The sequence below is a fragment of the Sphingorhabdus sp. genome, from assembly GCF_046154385.1.
Lineage (GTDB): Bacteria > Pseudomonadota > Alphaproteobacteria > Sphingomonadales > Sphingomonadaceae > Sphingorhabdus_B.
Genome location: NZ_JBJXFW010000007.1, coordinates 1 through 25,584, shown reverse-complemented (window position 1 = coordinate 25,584; position 25,584 = coordinate 1). Strand labels below are relative to the sequence as shown.

General features: G+C 56.3%; 22 protein-coding genes. 6 read left to right on the top strand and 16 right to left on the bottom strand.

The features are described 5' to 3' along the window. Window positions 1–65 precede the first annotated feature (65 nt). The 8 genes from virB11 to ACKVOS_RS01425 are packed head-to-tail and all read right to left on the bottom strand — an operon-like array spanning window position 66 to window position 7,910. Window positions 66–1,073 carry a P-type DNA transfer ATPase VirB11 gene (virB11, locus tag ACKVOS_RS01460; protein ID WP_409210249.1) on the bottom strand — a complete coding sequence of 336 codons (1,008 nt, stop codon included), beginning with the start codon at window positions 1,071–1,073 and terminating at the stop codon, window positions 66–68. Beyond that, entirely contained in the window at window positions 1,070–2,182 is a 1,113-nt protein-coding gene (gene virB10 / locus ACKVOS_RS01455) for a type IV secretion system protein VirB10 (RefSeq protein WP_409210248.1), read from the bottom strand. Before virB10 ends, virB11 begins: the two co-directional genes overlap by 4 nt. Then, window positions 2,179–2,991, bottom strand: a complete 813-nt coding sequence (locus tag ACKVOS_RS01450; RefSeq protein ID WP_409210247.1) for a TrbG/VirB9 family P-type conjugative transfer protein — start codon at window positions 2,989–2,991, stop codon at window positions 2,179–2,181. Before ACKVOS_RS01450 ends, virB10 begins: the two co-directional genes overlap by 4 nt. Next, window positions 2,988–4,235 (bottom strand): type IV secretion system protein, encoded by a 1,248-nt coding sequence (locus ACKVOS_RS01445; protein ID WP_409210246.1) that lies wholly within the window; start codon window positions 4,233–4,235, stop codon window positions 2,988–2,990. Before ACKVOS_RS01445 ends, ACKVOS_RS01450 begins: the two co-directional genes overlap by 4 nt. Beyond that, on the bottom strand, window positions 4,235–6,661 hold the full coding sequence (locus ACKVOS_RS01440; RefSeq protein ID WP_409210245.1) for a VirB4 family type IV secretion/conjugal transfer ATPase: 2,427 nt from the start codon (window positions 6,659–6,661) through the stop codon (window positions 4,235–4,237). The genes ACKVOS_RS01445 and ACKVOS_RS01440 overlap by 1 nt, the downstream gene beginning before the upstream one ends. Window positions 6,662–6,664: 3 nt before the next feature. After that, a complete protein-coding gene (locus ACKVOS_RS01435) occupies window positions 6,665–6,949 on the bottom strand; it encodes a type IV secretion system protein VirB3 (RefSeq protein WP_409210244.1) in 285 nt (94 codons plus the stop codon). Window positions 6,950–6,951: 2 nt separating this feature from the next. Continuing rightward, window positions 6,952–7,278 (bottom strand): TrbC/VirB2 family protein, encoded by a 327-nt coding sequence (locus tag ACKVOS_RS01430; RefSeq protein ID WP_409210243.1) that lies wholly within the window; start codon window positions 7,276–7,278, stop codon window positions 6,952–6,954. 11 nt (window positions 7,279–7,289) lie between these two features. Then, entirely contained in the window at window positions 7,290–7,910 is a 621-nt protein-coding gene (locus tag ACKVOS_RS01425) for a lytic transglycosylase domain-containing protein (RefSeq protein ID WP_409210242.1), read from the bottom strand. 217 nt (window positions 7,911–8,127) lie between these two features. On the opposite strand from ACKVOS_RS01425, the gene ACKVOS_RS01420 reads away from it, so the two are divergent. Continuing rightward, complete coding sequence (locus tag ACKVOS_RS01420; RefSeq protein ID WP_409210241.1) at window positions 8,128–9,963, top strand: DUF1800 family protein; 1,836 nt, start codon at window positions 8,128–8,130, stop codon at window positions 9,961–9,963. 12 nt (window positions 9,964–9,975) lie between these two features. Continuing rightward, on the top strand, window positions 9,976–11,409 hold the full coding sequence (locus ACKVOS_RS01415; RefSeq protein WP_409210240.1) for a DUF1501 domain-containing protein: 1,434 nt from the start codon (window positions 9,976–9,978) through the stop codon (window positions 11,407–11,409). A 67-nt stretch (window positions 11,410–11,476) separates the two neighbouring features. Here ACKVOS_RS01415 and ACKVOS_RS01410 read toward each other — a convergent pair whose 3' ends face one another. The 4 genes from ACKVOS_RS01410 to ACKVOS_RS01395 all read right to left on the bottom strand — a co-directional run bounded on the left by ACKVOS_RS01410 (window position 11,477) and on the right by ACKVOS_RS01395 (window position 14,110). Then, a complete protein-coding gene (locus ACKVOS_RS01410; protein WP_409210239.1) occupies window positions 11,477–11,773 on the bottom strand; it encodes a hypothetical protein in 297 nt (98 codons plus the stop codon). A gap of 71 nt (window positions 11,774–11,844) precedes the next feature. Continuing rightward, window positions 11,845–12,258: a holin family protein gene (locus ACKVOS_RS01405; RefSeq protein ID WP_409210238.1), complete on the bottom strand. Its 414-nt coding sequence runs from the start codon at window positions 12,256–12,258 to the stop codon at window positions 11,845–11,847. A gap of 16 nt (window positions 12,259–12,274) precedes the next feature. Next, complete coding sequence (locus ACKVOS_RS01400; RefSeq protein WP_409210237.1) at window positions 12,275–12,823, bottom strand: glycoside hydrolase family 108 protein; 549 nt, start codon at window positions 12,821–12,823, stop codon at window positions 12,275–12,277. A 279-nt stretch (window positions 12,824–13,102) separates the two neighbouring features. After that, window positions 13,103–14,110 (bottom strand): hypothetical protein, encoded by a 1,008-nt coding sequence (locus ACKVOS_RS01395; protein WP_409210236.1) that lies wholly within the window; start codon window positions 14,108–14,110, stop codon window positions 13,103–13,105. Between the two features lie 287 nt (window positions 14,111–14,397). On the opposite strand from ACKVOS_RS01395, the gene ACKVOS_RS01390 reads away from it, so the two are divergent. Then, window positions 14,398–15,753, top strand: coding sequence for a tyrosine-type recombinase/integrase (locus ACKVOS_RS01390; protein ID WP_409210235.1), 1,356 nt, complete (start codon window positions 14,398–14,400; stop codon window positions 15,751–15,753). 36 nt (window positions 15,754–15,789) lie between these two features. Here ACKVOS_RS01390 and ACKVOS_RS01385 read toward each other — a convergent pair whose 3' ends face one another. Then, entirely contained in the window at window positions 15,790–16,044 is a 255-nt protein-coding gene (locus ACKVOS_RS01385; RefSeq protein ID WP_409210234.1) for a hypothetical protein, read from the bottom strand. Between the two features lie 84 nt (window positions 16,045–16,128). Here ACKVOS_RS01385 and ACKVOS_RS01380 point away from each other — a divergent pair, with 84 nt between their 5' ends. Together ACKVOS_RS01380 and ACKVOS_RS01375 are read left to right on the top strand one after the other, a co-directional pair. Continuing rightward, entirely contained in the window at window positions 16,129–17,250 is a 1,122-nt protein-coding gene (locus ACKVOS_RS01380) for a Fic family protein (RefSeq protein WP_409210233.1), read from the top strand. Between the two features lie 57 nt (window positions 17,251–17,307). Continuing rightward, window positions 17,308–20,919 carry a class I SAM-dependent DNA methyltransferase gene (locus ACKVOS_RS01375; protein ID WP_409210232.1) on the top strand — a complete coding sequence of 1,204 codons (3,612 nt, stop codon included), beginning with the start codon at window positions 17,308–17,310 and terminating at the stop codon, window positions 20,917–20,919. A 6-nt stretch (window positions 20,920–20,925) separates the two neighbouring features. On the opposite strand, the gene ACKVOS_RS01370 is transcribed toward ACKVOS_RS01375, so the two are convergent. Genes ACKVOS_RS01370 through ACKVOS_RS01360 form a run of 3 tightly spaced genes read right to left on the bottom strand, consistent with a single transcriptional unit; the run spans window position 20,926 to window position 24,348 of the window. Beyond that, window positions 20,926–21,435, bottom strand: a complete 510-nt coding sequence (locus ACKVOS_RS01370) for a PIN domain-containing protein (protein ID WP_409210231.1) — start codon at window positions 21,433–21,435, stop codon at window positions 20,926–20,928. Between the two features lie 4 nt (window positions 21,436–21,439). Continuing rightward, complete coding sequence (locus ACKVOS_RS01365; RefSeq protein ID WP_409210230.1) at window positions 21,440–23,920, bottom strand: class I SAM-dependent DNA methyltransferase; 2,481 nt, start codon at window positions 23,918–23,920, stop codon at window positions 21,440–21,442. Then, a complete protein-coding gene (locus tag ACKVOS_RS01360; protein WP_409210229.1) occupies window positions 23,917–24,348 on the bottom strand; it encodes a hypothetical protein in 432 nt (143 codons plus the stop codon). The genes ACKVOS_RS01365 and ACKVOS_RS01360 overlap by 4 nt, the downstream gene beginning before the upstream one ends. A 681-nt stretch (window positions 24,349–25,029) precedes the next feature. On the opposite strand from ACKVOS_RS01360, the gene ACKVOS_RS01355 reads away from it, so the two are divergent. Beyond that, window positions 25,030–25,584, top strand: a 555-nt coding sequence (locus ACKVOS_RS01355) for an ArdC family protein (protein ID WP_409210228.1), incomplete at its 3' end; no start/stop codon positions are given.

Sequence of the window (25,584 nt, the reverse complement as noted above, 5' to 3'; positions counted from 1 at the left end):
ATTCCTAATCTGGGGGCCACTGGTTCGAATCCAGTTGGGTGCACCACGTAAATCCGTAGAGCGCGTCAGTCGCCTTTAAATTGAATATCCGCGATTGAACGCTGGCCGTTTTTCCGGTCGAGTTGGACTATAATATCGATCATGGATCGCGCATATTCGATGGTTTCGTTGCGGCCCAAACCTAGGTCGGCTTGCATACACATCAGCGCCAGTTGTTCGAACGCGCCTTGCGTGGTGCTCGCGTGGATCGTGCTGATCGAACCGGGGTGGCCGGTGTTAATCGCGCGCAGGAATGTTACGGTTTCTGCCCCGCGCAATTCGCCTACGATCAAGCGGTCGGGTCGCATCCGAAGGGAAGCCCGCATCAACTCCTCGATCGTAACGCGCGCTTCACCCTGATCGCCCGACACAGCCACAAGGCCGACGGCATTGTCGCGACCGAGTTTGATTTCGGGCGTGTCTTCAATCGCGATTACCCGCTCGCTCGCCGGAATTTCCTTGAGCAGGGCGTTGAGGAGGGTCGTTTTGCCCGACGATGTTCCGCCCGAAAGCAATATGGTTTTACGAGCCGCGACGGCGGCTTTGAGGAAGCCCGAAACATCGCCCTGTTGAAGCAGGGTCGAAAGCGACATTTGCGATGACGCCGCCTTACCTTCTGCGCTATGCAACGACAGCTTGCGGCATTGCTCCAGATATCCGTCCACAGTCAAATCGTGGAGCACATGTTTGCGGATCGCTATCGCAACCGAGCCGCGTGTTGCGGGGGGCAATATAATCTGGATGCGCGCGCCGCCGGGCAATGTTGCCGCCAAAAGGGGGCTTTCGCGATTTATACCCTGATGGCTGATCCGGGCGACTTGCTGGGCCAATCGCTCAAGCAACTGCGCGTCGATGGCAGGAGCCACGTGACGTTCCATTTCTTCCGCGCCGATCCGCTCCACCCAGATTTCCTGCGGACGGTTGACCAAAATTTCGGTGACATCACCTGCCGTCAGCCATTCGGCGAATGGTGCCAGATAGCTGTTGAGATAGACATTCCCGCCTTCCCCGGAAACCGGGGTCATCATGTTCATTGCACGCCGCCATCGGTGCCGGAGAAATCGAGGTCGCGGGCGATGAAAATGCGAATTGCGGTGCCTTGTGCCACTTTGACCGTCGGCGGGATGCTGATGTCGCGTTGCAAGGCAATTCCGGCCACGCTTTTGGCGTCATCAGCGGTGCGGACGACGACATCATTGCCGCCGTTCTGCAACAAGCCTAGCCCGGATTGCACCACCGATAGCAGGATCGCAGAGCCGAACCTCTTCAGAAAATGGCTGTCGACTTTTCCACCCAAACCGGCGCGACCTAAGGGATCGGTCACAGGTGAACCCAACGAAACCGTTACGCCATCCGGACGGGTCAGGCGTGTCCACACGATGAAGGCACGCGACTGGCCTGCGGTCAGGCCGGACTTATATTGTCCGATCAGGCGGCTGCCGCTGGGTATCAGCACGCGGCGTCCGTCAAAACCCATCACGTCGCGGCTCACGACGGCACGGACATAGCCCGGAAGGTCGGAGTTAATTGCGGTTTCAAGAACGCCAGCGATGATAGCACCTTGCGGCACGGTATAGCTGCTGTTTGCGATACGAACGGCGCGGGCGGGTGCATTTTCGGCGGCCGCCACACGGTCTGCAAATCTGTCATCGGCGCTGAGTTCATCGGCCTTGGTCCCTGCAAGACCGGGCGTTGGCGGTAATATGGCTGGACCACCCTTGGTCAAGTCAACGACGACGCCCGGCGCAAGCAAACGGCTTGCCACTGGCGCTTGCGGCCCGACAACACCCATGATGGGTGCGCCAGTGGCATCAACCGGCGGCGGGACAAGGGTAGGTGGCGGCAATTCCGGCGGGCCGGGCAAGAGAACGGCTTGGGGCACCAAACCGCCTTGCGGTACGATATTTGCAACCGTCGTTCCTGTTTGCTTTCCGGATGTCTGTGTCGCATCGCCCCGGCTGGTTGCCAATGTAGTAAAGGTAAGAATGCCCAGCAGGCCAATGCCCACAAAGCCCAGTTTCAGGCCTGGCGATAGGCCCGAAGGCATAGCAACCGGCGAAAGCACTGGCGCGTTTGCGCTTTCGAGCGCTTCAGCATTTAATTCGGTGCGCGGATCGGTGCCTTCGGGTTTCAAATGATTCATGGTTTTGCCTCCCGTGATTTGCAGCCGAAAAGTCCGCATTTCTTTTTGGCCCTTGCTTTGGGCGCATCGACGCCGGGCGTTGGCGCTGCGTAGGCGTCGTTAAAGATGAAGGTCACTTCCTTGCCATGGCGCAGGACAAATTGCGGCGCGACCTGTTCCACAACCACATACGGGCCGCGGATGGCGAAATTGACAATGCTTTCGCCCGCATCCGGCGTGATGCTGAAAATTGCGGGAGTTGCGGAGCCAGCGGTAAAGCGGAAATAGGTGGCTTTACCATCATCGAACACTTGATCGGGTACATTTGCCTTGGCCCCGTCATAGCTGTAGGCACGGTTCCACAATTCCGGCGGGGTGGCAATGATCGGCGGCGCAGACGCATTCGCTGCTGCATCAGCGGGCCTTGGCGGATAGCTGAACCGGACGGCATAAATGACCTGGCTGGGTGCGACCCGCAATCCGGATTTGGCAACGAGTTCAAGATTATACCGGCGCATGTTCGTAATGATTGACATGTTCGTGGTGTGCGGAATACCGACAGGTTTCAGAAACATGACTGTGCCCGAACCATTGGGCGTCACTTGCCAACCCGATGAATCGCCGATTCCGACGGTCTCTATTCTTTCACCCACATCAAATTCGAGCGACATTTGATAACCGGTGTGGCCAATCAGGCGGATGACACCATTGGGGTCATAATTGACATAGCGGATATTGGGGGCAACCGATCCGGTCTTTACCGTTTGGGCCGTTGCTGGGGAAAGCAGTGCCAAGCTGGCGAGCAGCATTATGAGAATTTTTCGTATCATGCGGCATTCCTGACGGATTTTATCGGGGCGCGGACCGCAGTTACGCGGCCCTTGGAAATGCGACGATCAGTTTTCATGTCGTCATTCCGGTTGGTTGTTGTTTCAGATTCGAAGCGATGGGGCATCAAAATGGCGCGTTGATTCGCGGATCCGGTCGTTGACGTGGCAACCGCCGACCGTTCGATCGCGCCGACCATCGACTGCAGTCGTTCATTGTAGACAAAACCGGTTGTCGACATGATCTCGGGAGATGCCGGTGCGACGGCCGGTGCGTTCTGGACTTGCGGATTTTGGCCGAAAGAAACGGTCCATCCGCCCACGATTGTCCGACCTATACGGAACAGTTGAACGGATACGGCGACGGTAATGAGCACGATGACCAATATCGTCAGCGCGGCTCTCAATGAAAATATGCCCTGATTGGCGGACACATACATATCGGTTAAGACAGGTTCGATGAGCGCCGTTGCGCCTGCTGCCGTCATTACTGCCATGACAGGGACCAAAGCCATCAAAACCGAAGCGCGCGCCCAGCCAAGCGTTAAGCCTCGGGTCACCGAAAAAAGTCCGAGAACTGCGAATATGGGGCCGAGCACCAACAGCAACCCCAATATTATCTTGGCCACCACCAATGTACCTGCCGAAGCTAACACCAAAAGAAGGGCGCTGAGCAGCAACATATTCGGGCCGAGCGAGTCTTTGGGAGCGATAATGGCGGTAATGCCATTCGCTGTAGCGGGCAGTTTTACATCGGACTCTGTGTCTTCAGCCGGTATAGGATTTTCCGGGGTCACATTTTCCGGTCGTGCATCAAATTCCGTCCATGCATCGGCAAGGTCAACCATCCGGCCGGACAGCATATCGACGCGCGCATTGACACTTGTCCCCCGCCCTGCGGACGGGGTGACGGCGCTGACAATTTCTTGCGGTCCATCGGTCAACACATCATAGACCAAAACTTGATAGGTCGCCCAATTGCTCGTCAGCGCGAGCACGGCCCCGATAAGCAACATGCGTGGAACCATTTCGTTCATGCTGAGCGATGAACGTCCGAAAATCAGGCGATAGCCGACCAAAGCGACATAGATGGTCAAGGCAATTGTCAACGCATAACCAAACATACTGCCCGGACCGAGTAGGCTGGCATAACCCGCCTGAACCGTCGACTGCATATAGCAATCGACGGTGTTCACCATCGTTTCGGCCGACCCGGCCGAGGCGTTTATGGCGGCGCATTTTGCCATCAGCCGCCGGTTCCCGTTTTCGTACTATGCCAAAGGGCAGACGGCCCTTCTTCGGCGGCCTGGATTAACTGCGGCATCCAATCTGCGGGGGCATCGCCATGATCGCGTCTCAGCTCGTCTAGCTTTCGGACACTGGATTCGCGGCCCGACAAAATTGTCATCGCATCAGGCATATCGCCCATATCAAGCCGTGCAACGACGCTATTGCCGCTTTGCTTCACCAGCACACAGCGCAAATGTTCTGGAAGAGAACGTACCAGATCGAGCTCATGTTCGGTCAGTCCAAAGCCATCGCAATAATCGGATGCTTGTGCTTTCGGATTGCTCATAAACAACTGGGTTGCAGATTGTTCGATAATGGTGGCTGCAATCCTGCTTTCGATTGCATCGCTCGCGCTTTGGGTGGCAAATCCGACGACGCCATTGCGCTTACGGATTGTCTTCATCCAATCCTTTAACCGATGCACAAAAATTTCGTCGTCCAGCGCCTTCCAACCTTCGTCGATGACGATCATCGACGGTGTTCCGTCCAGCCGTTCGTCGACCCTGTGGAACAAATACATCATCGCAGGGGTTCGTAGCACGGGATTGTCCAGCAGCGATGTCATGTCAAAACCGGCTGTGCGGGTATCGAGATCCAATTGGTCGCGGGCATTGTCAAACAGCCAAGCATATTCGCCCGCACCATACCAAGGGGCCAGCCGGGACGCGAGATCGCCCCGAACCGGCCGGGCACCACCGGCAAGCAGTTCGACGAGGTAGCGCAGTTGACGGTGTTCGGCAGGTTGATCGAAATTGGCCTCGACTGCGCTTGCGATGATCGCATTCTCATCGGCGGTCAGTTGGCTGCCCTTTGGGGTCAGCATTTGAGAAAGCCATTGCCGCAAGAACGCATGATTGGCCGCGGAGCTCGGCAATTGCAGGGGATTGAATCCGGTCGGTTTGCCTGGACGCAGCACATCATAATGCCCGCCAATCGCCCGGATAAATATCTCGGCACCCCGGTCCTTGTCGAAAAAATAGGTGCGGGGGTTAAATTTTTGCGATTGGGCAATCAGGAAATTCAGCACAACGGTTTTGCCCGAACCCGACGGACCGATCAACGTGAAGTTCCCAAGATCGCCGCTGTGCAAGTTAAAGAAATAAGGTGTGCTTGACGTCGTTTCCAAAACGGTAATTGGTTCACCCCAAGGTCCGCCCGCAGGGGCGCCAATCGGGAATCCGTGCAAAGAGATTAGTCCGGACAGATTGGCCGTCGACACCAACGCCTTGCGGGCGATGAATTCGGCGTTCCCCGGAAACTGTCCCCAAAAGGCACTTTCAAGATTAAGGTCTTCACGCACCGAAACTGCACCGATATCAGCCAGAGACGCTTGCACATCCGCGACAGCCGCATCCAATGCAGGCAGGCTGCTCGCCCGGACATGAACGCTTAAATGATGTTCGCCATAGGCCGCGGCACCGCCGGTCAATTCATCTTTGGCACCAAGCAAGCCTTGCCGTAATGTTGTTGTTTCGTCCGATGCCGCACGCAAACGGCGAAGCGCCAGTCCGATGCGCTCGTCGGCAATTTGCCGGTCGACAAAGGCAAAGCTTTCGGTAAGCGTCAATTCGTGGGGAAGCCGCAACAGATTGTCCAGCATGCCGGGGCTTGTCGTTGCCGGATAATCCTTGATCGATACAATCGCGCCAAACCGTGACGTTTCCGCGCTTGACCCTTTCAAATGCAGCGCGTCGAGGCCAAAGCTGATCCGCTTGTACGGCAGATAGTGGCCTGCATCTCCGGTAGGTTCCAGCAGCGGCTGCATTTCGCCATTGTATAAGGCCGATAGGATTTCGAGTGGTTCTGAACAGATGCCGCTGACCCCTTGATAGCGTTCAAGAACACGGGGACCGTAGCGGCTAAGGGCGGACATCAAATTGGTGCGGGCACCATCCAATTCGCGCAATTCGCGGGCCTGTTCGGCCAGCCGCTCTTCGGGTGAACGCTTTCCGCCACTCCATTTTGTTAGACGTTCGACAAAACCGACCTTGCCGCGCGCCGGTCGGCGCACCAGCATCAGGATGATATCGTTGATATAGAGCTGTTTGCCGCGCAAGCGCTCTTGCCATGCGACGTCAAGATCGCGGGCAAAGCCTTCTGGCTGGGGCGTAGAAAGTTCAGCGGTAACGCGACGCCGGATGACGTGGCAATATAGCATCAGATTGGAATTGGCGATGCCGCGCATGACAACATCCCGCACCGCTGCCATATGGTTCAGTGTTTCGCTGTCCGCGGTTTCGAATGCGATTCCGTCGATCTGGACCATCTGGATCAACTCGCCATTGCGCGTTGCCAGGCTATGGTCGTTAACGTGACCGGCATATGGCAAGCGGTCGCCTGCGCGCGGGTCCATCTTTGCCAATTTTTGTGAAGAGAGTTTCATACGTTAAGGCCGATAGCTGTTGCAGCGCCATAGGTCGTGGGTACGGGTGCGACCACAGCGGCTGACTTTGGTGATCCAAAGATCGAATATTCTCGGTTCGCGCAGGCAGGCCATGTAGCCGATGGCGTGGATCAGAACGGCGGCGGGGATCGCCCAGAATGATCCGCTGATAAGAAATATCTCGGTCGTAACGATCAGGTTGATGATAAAATAGCTATAGGTCACGCCTGCAAACATTTGCGGCTGGGTCAGGGCGCGAAAAATGGGGGTCCGATTTAGCGGAGTCATGATCAGCCTCCTGCTGCGGCGACACGTATTCCCGAAACGATCGCGGTGGCCCCGAACAGCACAAAGCAACCGATGATGACAGTCGCGCCAAAGCGCCAGTTCATCCGGCCCGTCAGCATCATCATGCCCACCACCGCCACTGCTATGACGGCTGCTGTTGTCGCAACATTGCCCAATAATGTGCCCTGCATCCAACCAAGTGCGTTGACGATAGGTCCTGACCCTTGCGGGTCGGAAACTGCGACTTGCGCCAATGCGCGTTGTGGAAGAGCGCCAAGCAGGGTCGCCGCCGCCAGTAACCGTGTATTCAAACCAAAGTTCATTTTCATGCTGGCCTCACTCAATAATCGACGCGTTGAACGGAGACTGCGGACAGCCTCTGCATAATTTTGCGAACATAATTTTGGGTTTCGCGATAGGGCGGAATGCCGCCATATTTGCGGACCGCCCCAGGTCCTGCGTTATAGGCCGCGAGAGCGAGCGGCACATTGTTGCCAAACCGGTCGAGCTGCTCCCGCAAATATGCCGCGCCGCCGGCTACATTTTGCCGCACATCATGCGGATTGGTAACACCCAAATTCCGCGCGGTTCCGGGCATCAGTTGCATAACGCCGATGGCGCCCGCCGAAGAAATCGCACGGGGATTATAGCGTGATTCCTGCCATGCGACGGCGTCTATGAGGTCGCTGCTGATGCCATATTGCCGTGCGGCTAACTGAATATGTTGACGCACACTGCCTGTGCTTTGGCTCGTGCTCTGTCCGACGGTTGCGGCGGGCTGTATGACTACAGGGGCGTAACTGTCTGTTAAAACAACAGGTTCCGGACGCCATGCGGGTTGAGAAATTTGCACGAAATTTCCGTTGCCCGCCAACTCAAAGACTTCGGCACGGGCGCCTGTCGAAAAGATGAACGTTCCGCAAACCACGAAAACCATTGGAAAGATGCGACTTATAACCATGATCAAACCCTAGATGGGACTGGTTGATAAATGGTTTATAAATCCTGTCCGTCCGTCGCGTAGTCGGCACATTAGGCGGGTTCTGGCCCCAAATATTAAATTGAATTTACCACCTCCTGAAACATTCTCTTGAGCAATCCCGACTAGTCACCTGTTAATTATGAAACCGGCCCCGGCATAATTCGCGGTCGCTTTCACCAAAAAGCGAGGGCTGTTTATGAAGGAAGCTTTGCACGGCATAAGTCTGGATGGGGTCACAGAGATTGATATTCCTGAAGATGCCGCCTCTGCCTTGGATGAACGCGAATCCGGAAAATCCCCCCTTGTCTATGCAATCCCGGCAGCTTCTTTCTTGGTTGCGGCGTGTGGCGGCGGCGGTGGCGGCAGCGGTAGTTCCGGTGGATCGGCGCCACCCACGGCGCAAGTGGCAAAGCCAGCGACCGACGCCGAAGCTGCGCGCTTCATTCTGAAATCCAGCCTGTCTGCCACCGAAGCAGAAATCTCGAATATCCGCTCCGTCGGCTTTGAACCTTGGCTAACCGCCCAGATGGATGCACCGATTAGCCAGACCGGCGTCGCATGGCTCGCGGCGCGCGGATACGACCAGGTTACGACGGATAACTTTTTCGATAATGAATATCCGGGCGATTACATGATCTGGAGCCAGCTCATGACCGAAGCCAATGGAGTGCGCAAACGCGTTGCTTTGGCATTGTCCGAATTTTTTGTCGTATCGCTTCAGGGGCTGGATTTTGACTGGCGCGCACAGGCGATCGCATTTTACTGGGATCAATTGAACAGCAATGCCTTTGGCAGTTTTCGCAAACTGCTCGAAGATATCACGCTGAACCCTGCCATGGGCTATTATTTGAGCACGCGCGGTAATCGCAAGGAAGATACGCGTTCAGGACGGGTGCCTGATGAAAATTACGCGCGCGAAGTGATGCAGCTTTTTACCATTGGCCTGTATCAACTGAACAATGACGGCACCCGCAAGCTGGATGCCAATGGCCAGCCGATTGAAACCTATACGAATAATGATGTATCGAACCTTGCACGCGTTTTCACAGGATATAATTGGGACTTCACCGGCAATGTAAAGCTTCCAACGGTCAGCGATCCCAACCGACGGATCAACAGCACAGGTTATGTGCTGAAACCAATGACCATCGACCCGACCAAGTGGGAGTTCCCTTCGACCACAAGCCAGCATTCCACGTTGGAAGCGTCGTTCTTGGGAACGACTATCGCGGCCAATACTGATGGCACCGCAGCATTGAAAACGGCATTGGATGCTCTGTTCAACCACGCCAATGTGGGGCCGTTTTTCTCGAAGCAGATGATCCAGCGACTGGTGACCAGCAACCCCAGCCCGGCCTATGTTGACCGGGTTGCCAAGATTTTCAACAACAATGGATCAGGAACAAGGGGCGATTTGCGGGCGGTGTTCAAGGCGATCTTCCTTGATGACGAAGCACGCAATGCCGCCGGCTTGACGGCCCCTACTTTCGGGAAAGTACGCGAACCGATTTTACGTTTTGTCCAATGGGGCCGCACTTTTGGTGCCGCTTCGACCAGCGGCAACTGGCGACTGGGCAATTATTCCGATTTGGCCAGCGGGCTTGGACAAAGTCCGTTGCGTTCGCCTTCGGTGTTCAATTTCTTCCGTCCCGGCTATGTCCCGGCAAATACAGCGATTGCGACCAATTCGCTGGTTGCCCCGGAATTCCAGATCATCAACGAAACCAGCACGCCGGGCTATGTCAACTTCATGACCACGGCCATTGGCACGACAAACGGTATCGGCGGGAATGACGTGAAAGCGGCCTATACCAGCGAACTTGCAATCGCCCATGATTCAACGGCGTTGCTGGACCGGCTTTGCCTGTTGTTGGCCGCAAACCAGATTTCGGACAGTTCCAAGGCGACAATCAAAACCGCACTGGATGCAACGACGGTCACGCAAACCAGCTCGACAACCGACAAGCAGCGGCGGATCTTCATAGCCGTGTTGCTCGTCATGGCTTCACCTGACTATCTCGTTCAGAAGTAAAGGCACCACCTCATGCATATCAGTCAAGCAAATGAACTGTCGCGGCGCGCCTTTCTTCGCCGCTCGAAACAAGTGGCGATTGCAGGTTCTGCATCGTCTTTCGCTCTGGGACTTGCCGGCATTGGCGAGGCCGCCGCGTTCAGCGCGGGCAATGACTATAAGGCGTTGGTCTGCATCTTCCTATATGGCGGCAACGACCATAACAGTACGCTGATCCCGTTCGATTCGACCAATTACGACCTGTACAGCGCCATTCGTGGTGGCGGGGCAGGGCAAACGGCGGGCGGCATTACACTGGCGCGATCCAGCCTTGCTGCAACCGCGCTTTCGCCAAGCGGTGGTCAGGTTCTGACCAACAATCTGCAATATGCACTCGCACCGACAATGACGCGGCTAAAGGCCTTGTTCGATCAGGGCAAAATGGCGCCGTTGCTGAATGTCGGGCCACTGGTCGCGCCGTTGACCTTGGCGCAGTATAACAGTTCGAACCAAACCGCGAACCCGCGTCCGGCAAAGCTGTTTTCGCACAATGATCAGCAATCGACCTGGCAATCATCAAAGCCGGAAGGTGCAACCGACGGCTGGGGCGGACGATTGGGCGACCTTGCGATGTCGAGCAATTCCAATTCGCTGTTCACCTGTATTTCTGCCACGGGTAACGCGGTGTTCCTTTCCGGTCAGACGGCCCTGACATATCAGGTGTCGTCCGGCGGAGCGCTTGCTGTCAATGGCATCAAAAACTCCCTCTTTGGGTCTAGTGCCGGCAGCACCGCGTTGCGGACTTTGATGACCCAGACCAGCAACAATGTTCTGGAGGCCGAATATAACCGCGTCGCCAAACGTTCTATCGACTCTGAAGGCGTATTGACCACTGCATTGCAGCCGATTGCGTTGACCACGTCTTTCCGTCCGGCCGCCGGTCGCAACAGCTTGGCTGAACAGTTGCAAGTTGTTGCCCGGCTGATTGCCGCACGTCAGCCCTTGGGTGCACGGCGTCAGGTGTTCATGGTCAGCATGGGCGGCTTCGACCTGCATGATAATCTAATCAACAATCAGAACAATCTGATGGGTAATCTCGATTTCGCGATGGATGCCTTTTACAAGGCCACCGTGGAATTGGGTGTTGCCGACAAGGTCACGACCTTCACTGCCTCCGATTTTGGCCGGACTTTGCAGTCAAACGGCGATGGTTCCGATCATGGTTGGGGCTCGCACCATTTTATCATGGGCGGCGCAGTCAATGGCGGTCGTTTCTATGGCGTTGCCCCGCAAATTTCGGTGACCAGCCCGGACCAGGTCGGACAAGGCCGCCTGTTGCCCACCGTCGCGGTCGACCAATATGCCTCTACCCTTGCGACATGGTTCGGCGTTTCGGCCAATGAATTGGCCAGCGTGTCCCCCAACATCGGTCGCTTCGCCAGCAGCGATCTGGGCTTCATGCTGTAATTGAACGCATAAAAAAGCCCGCCGGTGCATCAGGCAACGGCGGGCTTCTTATACGAAAGTAGCGAAATTACTTCGCGGCTTCCTTCATATCCTTACCGGCTTCTTCAACCGCAGCGCCCGCAGCCGCGGTCGCGTCTTTTGCGGCATCCGCGGTTGCGCCGGCGGCGTCGCCAGCAGCTTCGGCTGTAGCGTCAGCCGCACCTTCCGCAGCTTCCATTGCGTTTTCAGCGCCAGCTTCGACAGCATCGCCAGTTGCTTCTACAGCTTCTGTGGTTTCTTCAGCGGCTTCTTCGCCTGCCTGGCCACATGCACCCAGTGAAATTGTAAATGCCAAAGCGGCGGCGGTTGCGACAAATTTTTTCATATCATTCCTCCTATATCCCAAAAGCCCCGAAAGGCAGGGACGGGGTAACGGATGAGGCCGGTTGTTTGCAACTATTTTTCGACGCCCCTGACTTTCCCCCATTGGCGGGCTGCCGTATATCCAAGATATCCGGTGCCAAAAAGTGCATAAAGCGATTCAGGCAGGCCGTTCAGATAGGCGTTCATGCCCGCGGCAATGTCCGCCGCCGCTTCGGGGCGAACCGCGGCAAGCAGCCCCATGGGAATGGCCCACAATATCATGGCATACATGACGTATAGAAAACTTGGCCGCGCCCGGCTGGTCCACGGATCGACCGATTGTGCCTCGGCAACAATCGCCGACAATTGCGCGCGGAGCGCGTCCATCTCCTGACTACCTTGCAGCTTGATCAGCTCGAGCTTTGCCGCGTCGCGTGCTTTGGGGTCGGGGATGATCTTGTCGATCAGGCTGGACACAGGGCCGATGATGCTTTCGATAAGGGGCATGATTAATCTCCGATGATTATCCAATACGGTTCGTAAGCCAGCCATAAAGAAAGGCTTCCTGCGAAGGGCGGGTTTCGGCAAGGCGGACATAATGTGCGCCTTGCAAGGCATCGATGGCTTTGCGTAAAACATCCTCACCACTGGCTCCGCGCATGCGTAAAAAGGCGGCGAGTGCGGCCAATGTCGCGCGGCCGATCTGCCGGTCAATCGCAAGGTCGGCATAGTCGCGGCCATTGCGGTTCAGTGCATTCAACGCGCGCTGCAGAAATCCGGCGGCGGTGCCGGTGCCCATGTTGACGCCGCTGTCAAACAGCTCTGCGGCAAGGTAGGGAGCGAGTTTTGCGACCTTGTCGAGGGCCGGGGCGGTCCAATAAAGGTCCTTGTAAATGGCCGCCGCATCGCCGCGCGGCAGGAACCGCATATCCCCTGTAAACCCCTGCCGACGCGCCACCGCCTCGGTAATCCCCCACCGCGTAGGCCCCCCCCGATCCGCCGGATCATCCACAAATCCCCCCTCGCGTGCGATGAGTTCGTCAATCAACCGGTCAATATTGGTTATCGCCATATCAATCCTCACTTTCGCGAATCGATATAACCGATATGGTTATTTGTAGGAAAGGGGAAAAGGCTAAGGCTGTTCCTTAGCAGAGTTTTTAGGGAATCCCGAAACTAAGAATGGGAATTTGACGCTTTGGGCAAAGAGTACAATTGAACATTAGTGCGTAGCTGTCGCGTAGAAGATGTATTGAAATATGCCTACACAATATAAAAATCGTAAAAACTGGTCATTTTTTATCTAATTGTGTTATCTCGATGAGTCATTGCTTCACTGATGGACATCGCATTATTTCGCGTTTCGGGAATGGTTGATCTCCGCTCTTTGTTTAATGATTGCGAGAACGTTGTTATGGATATCACCGATTAATATCTCACCCCAGAAGGCGGCATAAGAATTAACATGGGTTTTTGCGACATAGTTAGTGCGTAGAGACACAAGCGTGGTTTCAGGAGTTAGCGGAGTCAGCTTATAGTTACCGGAATCGATTTTAAGAAACTGGCCGTCCGGTGAGATATGTTTATCCGTATGGTCTTGCAAAGAGCGGTTTGGAAAAGCGAAAGACCAGCTCAAAAGCCGACCGGGTTGCCATTGTGTAATCTTTTCGTTGAAATTGATTTGATCGCCCCAAAAAGCCGTGCGAACGGCACCCTTGCCTTCACCACTAAGAATTGTTGCGCGTGGGCGTGGCAAACCCAAAACATTCTGAGTGAAATTCCATCTACCTTCATCATCTTTAATATATGCATTAGAAATTGTGTAAGGCCATATTTCTTGGGGAGTTGCGTCGATTATTATTTCTCGCGACACCGAGATATGCTCATGAGATATAGGGATTTGGCTCTCTATACCACCGCTTAAAAGCGGCAGAAAAACAAGCGTTGAATGTAATATGTTTGGATTGCGAGGCCTTCTGAGTTGCCGATGCATGATAAAAGCGCCAAGCCAACCAAAAGCCAACCACAGCGGAGATAGCATTACAAGACAGATCACTCCTTCTTGTAAGAAAAAAAGCGACCCCAATACTACGATGCTGGTGAATATTAGAGGGACGCTCCAATAGAAAATAGGCGGCTTATCTCCTTTGGGATCAGCGACATAACAAATTATTGCACATAGATAGGCTGGAAGAAAAACCAGAAACCAAAAGCTACCAAATGCAACGCTGTTCGACTTACTAAAGTTGATTAGAAGATAAGCGCTAATGGCCAGCGTAAGTGCAAAGGTGAAGCCTGTTATGACGGCCCCCCTTACCCTTCGTGTTTTATCTGCATTCTGTTCAATTTTGTGATTCATTATTATGTCCGCGTGCAACTAAGATTAACTTCCTCTAAGCTTAATAAAATGACTACATTACAATATTTTGGTTCGATGTCCATCCACGAAAACTCTCTTTCCGCGACGCAAAGGAATATGTAATCTGCTAAGTAATAGTTCGCACGATACCGATGACAGCAATCTATGCATCTGTCAGTTATTGTATTTAAGCTGGTAAAAATTGGTCGGGACGACAGGATTCCAGTAAACAACTGGAATCGCCTAATAAAATAAGGTATAAACAGCTACACAGCACCTGCACAGCTATGGATTTCCGCGCCCCTGCGCAGCTAATCTACACAGATTCTGCACAGTGGAGCATCGCGATGGCCTTTATCACCGACAAGGAGAAGCTTAAATCAGGCCTGATTATCTTCAGGCGTGGCGATGTGGCGCACAGCAACTTTTATTGCCGCATCAAGCTCCCGAAGGAGGATCGCTATAAGACCGTTGCGCTAGGGACGGCGGACCGACAATCAGCCCATGACCAGGCGTTCGACCTCGATGCGGATATTCGCTTTCGGATCAAGCATGATGTTCCCGTGTTTAACCGGCCTTTTCGGCAGGTTGCAGAGGAATATATCGCTGTGCAGCAGCGGCGTGCCAAGTTGGGCGAAGTGGCCGCCGACAGCGTCAAGAACGTCGCAAATCGCTGTCGCCGGGTGTTGGACGATTATGTTGGAACCACGCAGATTCACCTAATTGGTCAAGATCGTTGGAGTAACTATCCTACTTGGCGAAGAGAGAACGGCAAAGGGCGGACGCGGGCAATCGTCAGCGACGCAACCATTGGTGTTGAAATGGGCGCTTTCAACGCGGTGATGAGCTTCGCTATCAGCAAACGCTATGTTCCGGCGAGCCATCGTTTTGAAGGCAGGCCGAAACTCAAAACCATGCGGCGTGATGAGTTCACGACGGAGGAATATCGCAAGCTGCACAGCTTCGGCCGCAAATGGATCAAGGCGGCGACATCACCGCAGGGCATCTGGTATCGAACCATTTGCTACAATTTCATGCTCATCATGTGCAACACGGGGATGCGTCCACCGGAAGCGAGGAACTTGCGCTGGCGAGACATCATGGCGGCGAAGGACCGTGACGGCAGGGAGATTGTCGTCTTATCTGTGCAGGGGAAAGGCAAGTCCCGCAGACTGGTCGCGCCAAAGAGTGTCGGAGATTACCTCGACCGCGTTCGCGAACTGTCCAAGGCCACCAAGCCAGACGATCCCGTTTTCACCATCATCAACGGCAAGCCGGCCAAGTATCTCTACAGCGACACGGTGCAGGACCTGTTGACGGAATCGGACTTGCGGATCGGGCCGAGCGGGATTTCCCGTTCGACCTATTGCTTCCGCCATACCTATGCGACCTTCCGCCTTTCAGAAGGCGTCGATGTCTATATCCTTGCCGAGCAAATGGGCACGTCGGTCAAGATGATCGAACAGCATTACGGCCATGTGAACACTGTGAAACATGCAGACCGCGTCCTGATGGGCATGACCGGTTGGGAATTGGCCCGAGAGCCTGGCGACGACAGCGAAGCTGCGGCGAGGGCCGCCAAAGCCGCCGCGACACGAGATCGTGCCGGTCGCTCCCGAATGCCGAGAACCGCGCGGCGTTAGCAGACCTATCAGTCCTGACCAGTGTCGTAAGGGGTATCAGACACTTCCCACTTCAAACGCTGACTCCGCATCGCTGATGCTCTTGGGAGTCCTGCGTTTGTGCCGGTTTGCCGATGCGCCGCTGGCGCTCTTGATCGGAACACCGGCCAAGCGGGTGAAGGAAAAAGGTGCGCCGAGCCTCAAGCACCCCTTTGCCCGCGTCTTCACCGCACTTGTCTCCACTTCGCCGCTGGCGACCTTAAAGTGGCAAAATTGGGGTCTTTCCCACAGATAACCCTCGCGAAGCGTCAATCTGACCGTCCTGATTGATTGGAGCTCGCTTTATCAATCATAATCATGCTATATCGTGATTGATAGAAAGGCATCTTATCCATCATGCGCTGGAATTGGCAGCTTCCCGATTGGCCTGATTTTCGCTTCGACGCGGATCGCATCCGCGCGTCCGAAGAGCAATTCCTGAAAGGTTCGGGCGTTGTCATTGGCGCGCTGCACCACCTCGACGCCGATGCCCGCGATGGCCTGACCATTGAACTGATCTCTCAAGAAGTGGTCGATAGCTCCGCCATTGAGGGAGAAATCCTTGATCGCGCCAGCGTCCAGTCGTCGCTCGCGCGGCATCTGGGCTTTGCCACCGATCAGCGCCGCGCAAGTGCGGCAGAAGCTGGGGCCGCTGAATTGATGGCCGATGTGTATCGCAATCATGCTGCGCCGCTTGACGACCAGACTCTGTTCGCGTGGCACGCGATGTTGATGAACGGGCGGCGCGATATTGCCGATGTTGGGCGCTACCGTAGCCATGAAGACGCGATGCAGATCGTGTCGGGCGCGCTTCACGCGCCGCGTGTACATTTCGAGGCACCGCCGTCCGATACCGTTCCTGCGGAAATGTCCCGCTTCATAGCGTGGTTCAACGGAAGCGTACCGGCATCTGCGAACCCGCTTCCGGCGATCACCCGTGCCGCAATCTCTCATCTGTGGTTTGAGAGCATCCATCCCTTCGAGGATGGCAATGGCCGTATCGGGCGCGCGATTGCTGAAAAGGCTTTGGCGCAAAACCTTGCGGCCCCGACCTTAACGGCACTCGCCGAAACGATCCATCGCCACCGCAAAGCCTATTATGCCGCGCTTCAGCTCGGTAGCCAGAGCAACGACATCGACGCCTGGCTGACATGGTTTGCCGATATTGTCATCGAGGCGCAGGCGCGGACGATCACGCGCATCCGCTTCCTGATCGACAAGACACGGCTGCTTGATGGCTTACGCGGGCAAATCAACGAGCGGCAGGAAAAGGCGCTGCTGCGCTTGTTCCGCGAGGGGCCGGATGGATTCGCGGGCGGGTTGAGTGCTGGGAATTACCGGACGATCACTGGGGCAAGTCTGGCGACTGCAACCCGCGATTTGAACGACCTGATTGTTAAGGGTGCGTTGATCCGCGCTGGTGAACGTCGCTACGCGCGGTATTGGCTTGCGGTCACTGAGGGCGCTGACTCCAAATGAAACTTCAACCCCGTTTGTTGATTGCGAGTAATGAGCTTCGACGGCTAAAGACAATCCGTGTCAGATAACGACAAACTCGAATCCTTCATTTCCGAATGGGCGCTGACCGGCGGCTCCGAACTTGCGAACACGCAAAGTTTCGTCAACGGTCTTTGCGCCCTGATCGGCGTCGATCCGCCCAAGGGCAGCCGCACCGACGATACCCACAATGATTATGTGTTCGAGCGCCGCGTTTTCCAGAAGGAAGCCGATGGCACCGAAAGTTTCGGGCGAATCGACGCCTACAAGCGCCACTGCTTCGTCCTCGAAGCCAAGCAAGGTAGTGATGCCGACCGCAAGGCCGCAGAACAGGGCGAGGCCGACCTTGACATTTTCGGCCAGACCGCCGCCACCCGTTTCAAGCGCGGCACGGCAAAGCGCGGCACGCCCACTTGGTCGAAGGCGATGGTGGAAGCACGCGGACAGGCCGAACGCTATGCCAAGGCGCTGCCGATTAATCACGGTTGGCCTCCCTTCCTGCTCGTTACCGATGTCGGCCACTGCATTGACGTCTATGCCGATTTCACCGGAACCGGGAAGCAATATACCCAGTTCCCAGATGCTGCGCGCTTCCGCATCGCGCTTGATGACTTGCGGAGCGATGACGTCCGCACGCGGCTTGCGACGATCTGGACCGACCCGCTCAGTCTTGATCCGTCGAAGGAAGCCGCCCGCGTTACACGCGAGATTGCTGGGCATCTGGCGGAACTTTCCAAGCGCCTCGAAAAGCGCGAGCAGAATCCTACGCGCGTTGCCGACTTCCTGATGCGCTGCCTGTTCACGATGTTTGCCGAGGATGTGCAGTTGATCCCGGAAGGCAGCTTCACCAATTTCCTTACCCGGATGCAGAAGCGCCCGGAAAACTTCGCACCGAACCTGTCATCGCTCTGGCAAGTGATGGATAAGGGCGGACTGGCCGGTGTGCTTGGCGACGCAGGCGAAACCGTGCTGCGCTTCAACGGCTATCTGTTCAAGGACACCACGGCAATTGCGCTCAATGCTGACGAGATCGGCCTGTTGATTGAGGCGGCAACGCACAAATGGAACCATGTCGAACCCGCGATCTTCGGCACGTTGCTTGAACGGGCGCTGGACAGCAAGGAACGCGCCAAGCTCGGCGCGCACTACACGCCGCGCGCCTATGTGGAACGGTTGGTCATGCCCACGATCATGGAACCGCTGCGCGCCGATTGGGCCGGGGTGCAGGCTGCCGCCGGTCAGTTGATCGAGGCGGGCAAGGCCGATGAAGCCCATGCCGTGATCGAGAAATTCCACGCACAGCTTGCCCAGATCAAAGTGCTTGATCCTGCCTGCGGCACCGGAAACTTCCTTTATGTCGCGCTTGCTCGGATGAAGGAGCTGGAAGGCGAAGTGATCGGGCGTCTGGCCGAACTCGCGCCTGAAGGCGAGAAGCAGACCGTGGCGGAATTGAGCGGCCATACCATCACGCCTGAAAATTTCCTAGGCATCGAGATCAACCCCCGCGCAGCAGCGATTGCCCAGCTTGTGCTGTGGATTGGCTATCTTCAATGGCATTTCCGTGTGAACGGCGAAGGGAAAGTGCCGCCCGAACCTGTGCTGCGCGATGTGAAGACAATTGAGAACCGCGATGCCCTTATCACTTGGGATAAAAAAGTGCTGGAGCGGGACGAGCATGGCAAGCCGCTTACCCGTTGGGACGGCGAAACGATGAAGCTGCATCCAGTGACCGGCAAAAAGGTGCCGGACGAGGATGCGCGGGTTGAGGTGGAGCGATACGTCGCACCCAAGGCAGCAAAATGGCCCAAGGCAGATTTCATCGTCGGCAATCCGCCGTTTATTGGTGGCAAGGATGTGCGCGAGCGGTTGGGTGGCGGCTATTTTGATGCGCTGTTCAAGACCACCGATGTTCCCGAAAGCGCGGATTTTGTTATGCACTGGTGGGATAAGGCGGCGGTTGCGCTACGCAAGGACAAGTCCCGGCGCTTTGGCTTCGTCACCACCAACAGCATTACGCAGGTTTTCAGCCGTCGCGTTATCGCCAAACATCTGGATGCCAAGGCAGGCGTCAGCCTGAGATTTGCGATTCCCAATCACCCTTGGGTAGATGAAAAGGACGGGGCCGCCGTCCGCATCGCTATGACCGTGGTTGAACCGCAACGAAAATCCGGGCGCGATTCAGGGATGGTGCAAACCGTTTTGGACGAAACTGCGGCACCGCAAACGGTTACATTCGGCATCAATATCGGGCAGATTAGCGCCGATCTACGCATTGGTGCGGATGTTGCGTCCACAATTCCGTTGAAGGCAAATGATAAGCTCGCCTCACGCGGCGTCCAGTTAATGGGTGACGGCTTTATCGTCACGCCTGCGCAGGTGGTATTGCTCGATCCTGCTTCGGCGTGGGCGGGTCGTCCGCGTGGCGTTGTGGGTCGTCCACAAGCCTTCTTACGTCACCCCGAAGAAGGCCAAGGTTCTGCATCCTTGGATGATGGAAAACGGGAGGAAGCGCGAATTCGCACGGGCGGTGCGGGCGATGTCCAAGTGATTTTTGACTATCGCAACGGGCGCGATCTTGCTTCCCGACCGCGCGGGGTGAAAGTGATCGACCTTTACGGCCTGACCGAAGCGCAAGTCAGGGATCGCTATCCAGCAGTCTATCAGCATGTTGCGACAACGGTGAAGCCACACCGTGAGCAGAACAATCGCGCCAGCTATCGTGATAATTGGTGGTTGTTCGGTGAAGCACGTAGTGAACTCCGCAAAGCACTATCAGGGGTGACGCGCTACATCGCAACCATCGAAACCGCCAAACACCGCGTGTTCCAGTTCCTCCCCATGTCGATCCTGCCGGATAACAAGCTGGCCTGCATCGCACTTGATGACGCTTATTTCCTTGGTGTTCTTTCGAGCCGTTTTCATGTGCCGTGGGCCATTGAAAGCGGTGGGCGATTGGGGATGGGTGACGACCCGGTCTATGTGAAGTCGCGTTGCTTCGACCCATTCCCATTCCCGGCAGATGTTCCCGATCCGCTCAAAGCCCGCATCCGCTCCGAAGCGGAAGCGCTCGACGCCTTGCGTAAGCAAGTGCTGGCCGCGCATGACGATCTGACCCTGACCGGCCTCTATAACGTGGTGGAAGCATTGAGAGCAGGCCGCGCACTGACCGATAAGGAGCGCGACATCCATGATCGCGGGTTGGTGACGCTGATCCGGCAGCATCACGATGCAATAGATACCGCCGTCGCCGAAGCCTATGGCTGGCCCGCTGACTTGAGCGATGAAGACATCCTCACGCGCTTGGTTGCACTCAACAACACTCGTGCCGCCGAAGAGGCAAAGGGCGTGATCCGCTGGCTCCGCCCCGAATTCCAGTCCCCCGGTGCCACGGCTCCGCAAGTCAACGCCACGCTTGATCTGGGCGATGCGCCGGTTGCCGCACCCGCAGCCGTCATCCCCTGGCCCAAGACGTTGGCCGAACAAGTCAGCGCCGTCGCCGCAATCCTCGCCGCAGCGCCAATCGCGCTGCACCCTCGCGATATCGCCCGTGCCATTCAAGGCACGAATGCAAAAGGTGTTACGCCGGTGCTGGATGCGCTGACGGCCATTGGTCAGGCACGGCGGTTGGTCGATGGGCGCTATGCGGCGTGATCGTGCTTATTCATAGGTCTTCAAGAGGCGAAGTTCCGGATCGATCTCAGCGAAAACTTCCATATCGCGATCATTGGTTACCAGCGTAAGATCGCGTTCTTTCGCCTGCGCGGCAATCCAGAGATCGTTCTCATCTATCTGTAACTGCTTGTCGGTATTGGCATCGACCCAATCCTCAAGCCACCGCGATGGCTTTTGATTGTTCGCTTTGCGCCTCACTTTGAGGGCAACCAAACTTCGCAACTCAGCATAAACGGCGGCCGTATGGCGCGTCATATCTAGGGGCGCATACTGCGCGGCAACCTTCAGCCGCTCACGAAATTCGATCATTCGTTTACTGGATGCAGCTTCAGCTAGCCGGACGCCGAATTCTAGCTCGCCAAGACTCACAATTGATACGAAGACCGACGACTCCGAACCAAATCCGGCAAAGACCTTTGCCGCGCTGGCATGATTCGGATGTTCCACATTCAGGTATGTGGAGAGTGCGGAAGTATCGAGAAGAAACCCTTCCATACGGTTACGGGAGATATGGAGCGACTAGCGCTCCCTCCTCATTAGAGACCGGCCGCATCTTCCGACCGAGCCAATCACCGCGAGCAGATTCAGGAAGGCCACGCAAATGTTCACCGAGACCGAACGCTGGTCCTTCGGCATCCAAACCCCAGCCCGACCAACTGTGTGTCACGGGCCTATCGCTGCCCTCAAATGCCCCCAACAACATCCGCTCGAACCGGGGAGGAAGATCGTAGGCGGCTAGGACTTCGGCGTCGATATTCATTAACAGGTTATTCAGTTCCGGCGACTCCGCCTGCTTCGCCGCTAGGACAGAATATTGTCTGGCGAGCTCGCCGAGCCTTGGTGACAAAATGCTTGGAACAGGCGCATTCAGGATCGTTTTGATCCGGAACCTTTTGTCGAAGGAGTAATCTGACACGAAGGCGTTGAATACCGGGCTGTTGATCACCGCAGCAAGTGCGTCGAGGTCCACATCTCTTGAGTTTGGCCGCTGCCAGAAACCGATAAACTGCTGAGATGCCAACAAGCCCCCTCGATCAACGGCGGCAGCCAACCGCCAATAACGGCGGCTCAGTCTTACCGCGTTGCAGAGTATTTTTGGCTGATCCCAAGCCAGATTGGCCGCGCCGTAAATCGTGGAAGGATTAACATCGAGCCAACCAATCTTGCCGACCCGGAATTGTCGATGGCCCTGGGCAGCAAAGACGCCAACCTTCCAATCCGCTACTGGCACGTTGCTGAGATGCGCTGCCTGATTTCCGTCATTCCAGCGAATTCCCCAATGCCCTTCGACAAAACTACCCAGCGTCGGCAATGCGCCAAGGTGCTGCCAAATCGTTGCTAGTGGCGGAACCCACAAATTTCCCTCTTCCGAAGGCGACCATTGGCGCGTAATCTCTCGCATCCGCGAAGGCATCCCGGTCTGCGCAAAACTTCGACGATCACGATCATCGACTTCGCTGGCCCGCACAACTTGCGCGCCTCGTTCCGCAGGCTTACCCCGAGCAATAAGCAATGCCGTTTCCGCCTGCGACACGTTGAAAATGCCGTCCGGCAATGAGACCAGTTCGACGTCGCGGAACTGCCGCTCAATTGCAGCTCGCTGGGCGCGGTAGCGCCGATCCACGAGCAACGCCCTCGGAACTACGAAACCCAGCGAGTCTGGTTTTGCCCGAAGCGCTGTTTCCAGCGCGAATACGGCCTTGTTTGCATTTATCTCCGCAGCATCGGTGTAGATCGTCCGTTGAGTTCCATCCAAACTCTCGAACGGGGGATTGCATAATATTACGTTTGCCCCTTCGACTCGGCTAGCCAACGCCCCGTTCTGCAAAAGGTCGGCTTCCTCAATCTTCCACCCATTGGCGTTGGGATAGTCTGCCAAGATGAGCGAAAGCTTGGCGACTTCACATGCGAAAGGATCAATCTCCGACCCTCGAATGTGATTGACAAGCACGTCGTGCCGTTGCTGATCGGTCCAGTCGTGCGGCAATCCGTCCCGCATGTGACGCAGCGCTGATACCAAAAAGACACCGGCGCCAGCGAATGGTTCAAAAACCCTCGGAAGCTGGGTTCCATGTTCCCACAGTCGCAACCGTCTAACAATATATTCAGCTACATGCCTTGGGGTGCTGTGCGTTCCAAAATCGCGACGGGCTTGCGGGGTAACGAGTGTATTTTCGTAAACATAGGCCAGATCATCAGCGGATACATTCGCAACATTCAGGCCAGACCTGAGCGTCGTCCAGGCCTCAGCCAACCTTGCCGATCCGGGCCAAGGGTCATCATTCCCAGTAGTATCGAGCTGATAATATTGCCCGATTGAATTTAAGACCATTTCCACGCTGTAGTCGGCCCATGCCGACGCGCTGGGATGACCACGATCAATTAGAATTTTTGCGGCAAGTAACCTAAATACGCCACGGAACAGCGCACGCGCACCGATTTCTGTATCGTTCGCATTCATCGAACTATCAAGCGCTTCGTGAAGGAGACGATCCAGCTTGGCGTGAACTTCGCCCTCTATCGCTGTGATGAGTCCCGCATCGACAAAATCTAACTGAAACTGTGGTTCAATCTGGCCGATGGACTTGGCGCGATGAATTGCGTCCGGCGCCCAGGTCGCTTTGTTCTCAGCGAAGTATCGAGGAAGCGCGTCTAGGCCCGCTCTGGCTTTAAGCTCGGGCGGCTTGCTGGCGTGAATTTGCCAAACGGAGACATCATTTCCTGCGATCAGCAATATGATAGGTGCGCCGAGTGCCTTGTGTTCGCCAACGACAGACGAGTCGTCGCGATTATCTGCCATTACAGCCGCGAAGGCAGCGGACCGATAGGATGGAGGCGTTTGCGTAAACGCGGCGAAAGGAACTGTGCGCACGGTGCCAGACGGCCCCCAGAGGTCGCTGTAGACGTAGTCCCTGCGTATAGCGTCCCGGCGATACCCAAGGCCGATGGTCTCGCGGTCTATGATGTCGAAAGCGTTCATCGCCTTTGTCCCGCAGCGATCACGGGCGAAAATGCGAGATTGTGCTGGGGATCTACATCTACATCCAACAACCGTTCACGAAGCGCGCGAGTGATTGGTTCTAGCGAAATCAGAATTTCCAATTCCGTCGGCCCACGCGCCACATCGGTTGCAAGCAGCTCTACCTTCTGCTCGCTCAAAATGATTGAAATTCGGGACCGCTCAAGCTGGAACCACGGCACGTTAGTGCACGATTCGAATAAGCCGAAAGCAACCGGCGATAGTGTCGAAAGCGGCGAACCCAACTGGTCCGTAACTACTTTCGCAACGCCCACAGCAACAAAATATCCAGCACTAAAGCACGGAGCATGACCTGGCCCCGTGTCCAGCGGAGGCAAGGCTGCCCGAATTGTCCGCCAACGCTGCTTACTCAGACTAAATGCCGCCATCAGTTGGCCAGGGGTGTATAGGATGGGCAGCTCACATATCTCCGTGTTGATGAGCAACACTTTAACGTGTTAGACAGAGAAGTCTAGTTTTAACGCCTGCGGGCGAGCCCGCACCGCGCTCTATTACGCGTTCCCGTCAGCGCGGGATCGCTCCACCGAGCCGCCTGCGGCGTCTCGGCCTGCCGGTGACGATCGCGGGCGCAAGGTGAAGGGAGGTCCTAACGGCCCGTTGCAAATGAGCGGGATTTTCTAAGGTCGCACTCTTTCCCTCGCTGCGCGCTCCTTGAGGGTGCGGAGTCTGTGTGCTGACCCGCAGGCGCTCTTGCCTCTCTCCTGGCCGGACGCCCGCTGGCCCACAGGCCCGCGCGCAGGGCGTCCGGCTGGCGTCGCGCTGTGCAAGGGTGCCGTTCTTGTTCGGCCGCTGCGCGGCGATATTCTTTCAATGATATTCGACTGATTTTTGGACGGCGCGGGTGCGCCGGCGTTTTTGTGGCCGTCCCCGAAGAGGGGGATGGGCGGCGCTTCCGGCTAGGCCCGCCGCGCTCAGGCGCAACCCGCAAGCGGGTCTTTCACTGTGTTACAGCCTTACAGGTGCGCCTGATCGCGGCGGGCCTCTTGGTCGCTCTTTGCCGCCCACCCCCCTCTCCGGGGGCGTGTGGTTTTAGAGGCGGGGAGGCGACGATGGTGGATCAAGGCAGGATACGGCGGAGCAGAGGCAAGGGCGGGACAGAAGGCGGCGCGTCACGCGCGTCGCTTTATGACGAGGTGACAGCCAAGATCATTGCCCAGCTTGAAGCGGGTCGCTTCCCTTGGGCGCAGCCGTGGAGTTCGGCGGCAGCCGTGCCGGGATTGCCCCGCAACGCGGGTTCGGGGCGTCCCTATTCAGGCGTGAATGTTCTCATTCTGTGGGGCGCGGTCATTGAGGGCTGTTATCCATCGCAAGACTGGTTGACCTTCCGGCAGGCGCTGGCCGCTGGCGGATGCGTCCGCAAGGGCGAGCGCGGCCATACGATCTTTTACGCCGACCGCTTCACCCCCGACGAAGGGCGCGAGCACGGCGAGGGTGCGGAGGGCGAACCCCGCTCGATTCCGTTCCTCAAACGCTTCGTTGTGTTCAACGCGGCGCAATGCGACGGATTGCCGGAGCGGCGGCTGACAATCGACCCCACGCCATTGCCACCGCGCGAACAACATGAGGGCGCGGAGGCGCTGATTGCCGCGACGGGTGCGGATTTC

Excerpts from the sequence above, each read along its gene's own strand:
- virB11 (WP_409210249.1), bottom strand. The coding sequence starts at position 1,073 with ATGAACATGATGACCCCGGTTTCCGGGGAAGGCGGGAATGTCTATCTC.
- virB10 (WP_409210248.1), bottom strand. The coding sequence starts at position 2,182 with ATGAATCATTTGAAACCCGAAGGCACCGATCCGCGCACCGAATTAAAT.
- ACKVOS_RS01450 (WP_409210247.1), bottom strand. The coding sequence starts at position 2,991 with ATGATACGAAAAATTCTCATAATGCTGCTCGCCAGCTTGGCACTGCTT.
- ACKVOS_RS01445 (WP_409210246.1), bottom strand. The coding sequence starts at position 4,235 with ATGGCAAAATGCGCCGCCATAAACGCCTCGGCCGGGTCGGCCGAAACG.
- ACKVOS_RS01440 (WP_409210245.1), bottom strand. The coding sequence starts at position 6,661 with ATGAAACTCTCTTCACAAAAATTGGCAAAGATGGACCCGCGCGCAGGC.
- ACKVOS_RS01435 (WP_409210244.1), bottom strand. The coding sequence starts at position 6,949 with ATGACTCCGCTAAATCGGACCCCCATTTTTCGCGCCCTGACCCAGCCG.
- ACKVOS_RS01430 (WP_409210243.1), bottom strand. The coding sequence starts at position 7,278 with ATGAAAATGAACTTTGGTTTGAATACACGGTTACTGGCGGCGGCGACC.
- ACKVOS_RS01425 (WP_409210242.1), bottom strand. The coding sequence starts at position 7,910 with ATGGTTATAAGTCGCATCTTTCCAATGGTTTTCGTGGTTTGCGGAACG.
- ACKVOS_RS01420 (WP_409210241.1), top strand. The coding sequence starts at position 8,128 with ATGAAGGAAGCTTTGCACGGCATAAGTCTGGATGGGGTCACAGAGATT.
- ACKVOS_RS01415 (WP_409210240.1), top strand. The coding sequence starts at position 9,976 with ATGCATATCAGTCAAGCAAATGAACTGTCGCGGCGCGCCTTTCTTCGC.
- ACKVOS_RS01410 (WP_409210239.1), bottom strand. The coding sequence starts at position 11,773 with ATGAAAAAATTTGTCGCAACCGCCGCCGCTTTGGCATTTACAATTTCA.
- ACKVOS_RS01405 (WP_409210238.1), bottom strand. The coding sequence starts at position 12,258 with ATGCCCCTTATCGAAAGCATCATCGGCCCTGTGTCCAGCCTGATCGAC.
- ACKVOS_RS01400 (WP_409210237.1), bottom strand. The coding sequence starts at position 12,823 with ATGGCGATAACCAATATTGACCGGTTGATTGACGAACTCATCGCACGC.
- ACKVOS_RS01395 (WP_409210236.1), bottom strand. The coding sequence starts at position 14,110 with ATGAATCACAAAATTGAACAGAATGCAGATAAAACACGAAGGGTAAGG.
- ACKVOS_RS01390 (WP_409210235.1), top strand. The coding sequence starts at position 14,398 with ATGGATTTCCGCGCCCCTGCGCAGCTAATCTACACAGATTCTGCACAG.
- ACKVOS_RS01380 (WP_409210233.1), top strand. The coding sequence starts at position 16,129 with ATGCGCTGGAATTGGCAGCTTCCCGATTGGCCTGATTTTCGCTTCGAC.
- ACKVOS_RS01370 (WP_409210231.1), bottom strand. The coding sequence starts at position 21,435 with ATGGAAGGGTTTCTTCTCGATACTTCCGCACTCTCCACATACCTGAAT.
- ACKVOS_RS01365 (WP_409210230.1), bottom strand. The coding sequence starts at position 23,920 with ATGAACGCTTTCGACATCATAGACCGCGAGACCATCGGCCTTGGGTAT.
- ACKVOS_RS01360 (WP_409210229.1), bottom strand. The coding sequence starts at position 24,348 with ATGGCGGCATTTAGTCTGAGTAAGCAGCGTTGGCGGACAATTCGGGCA.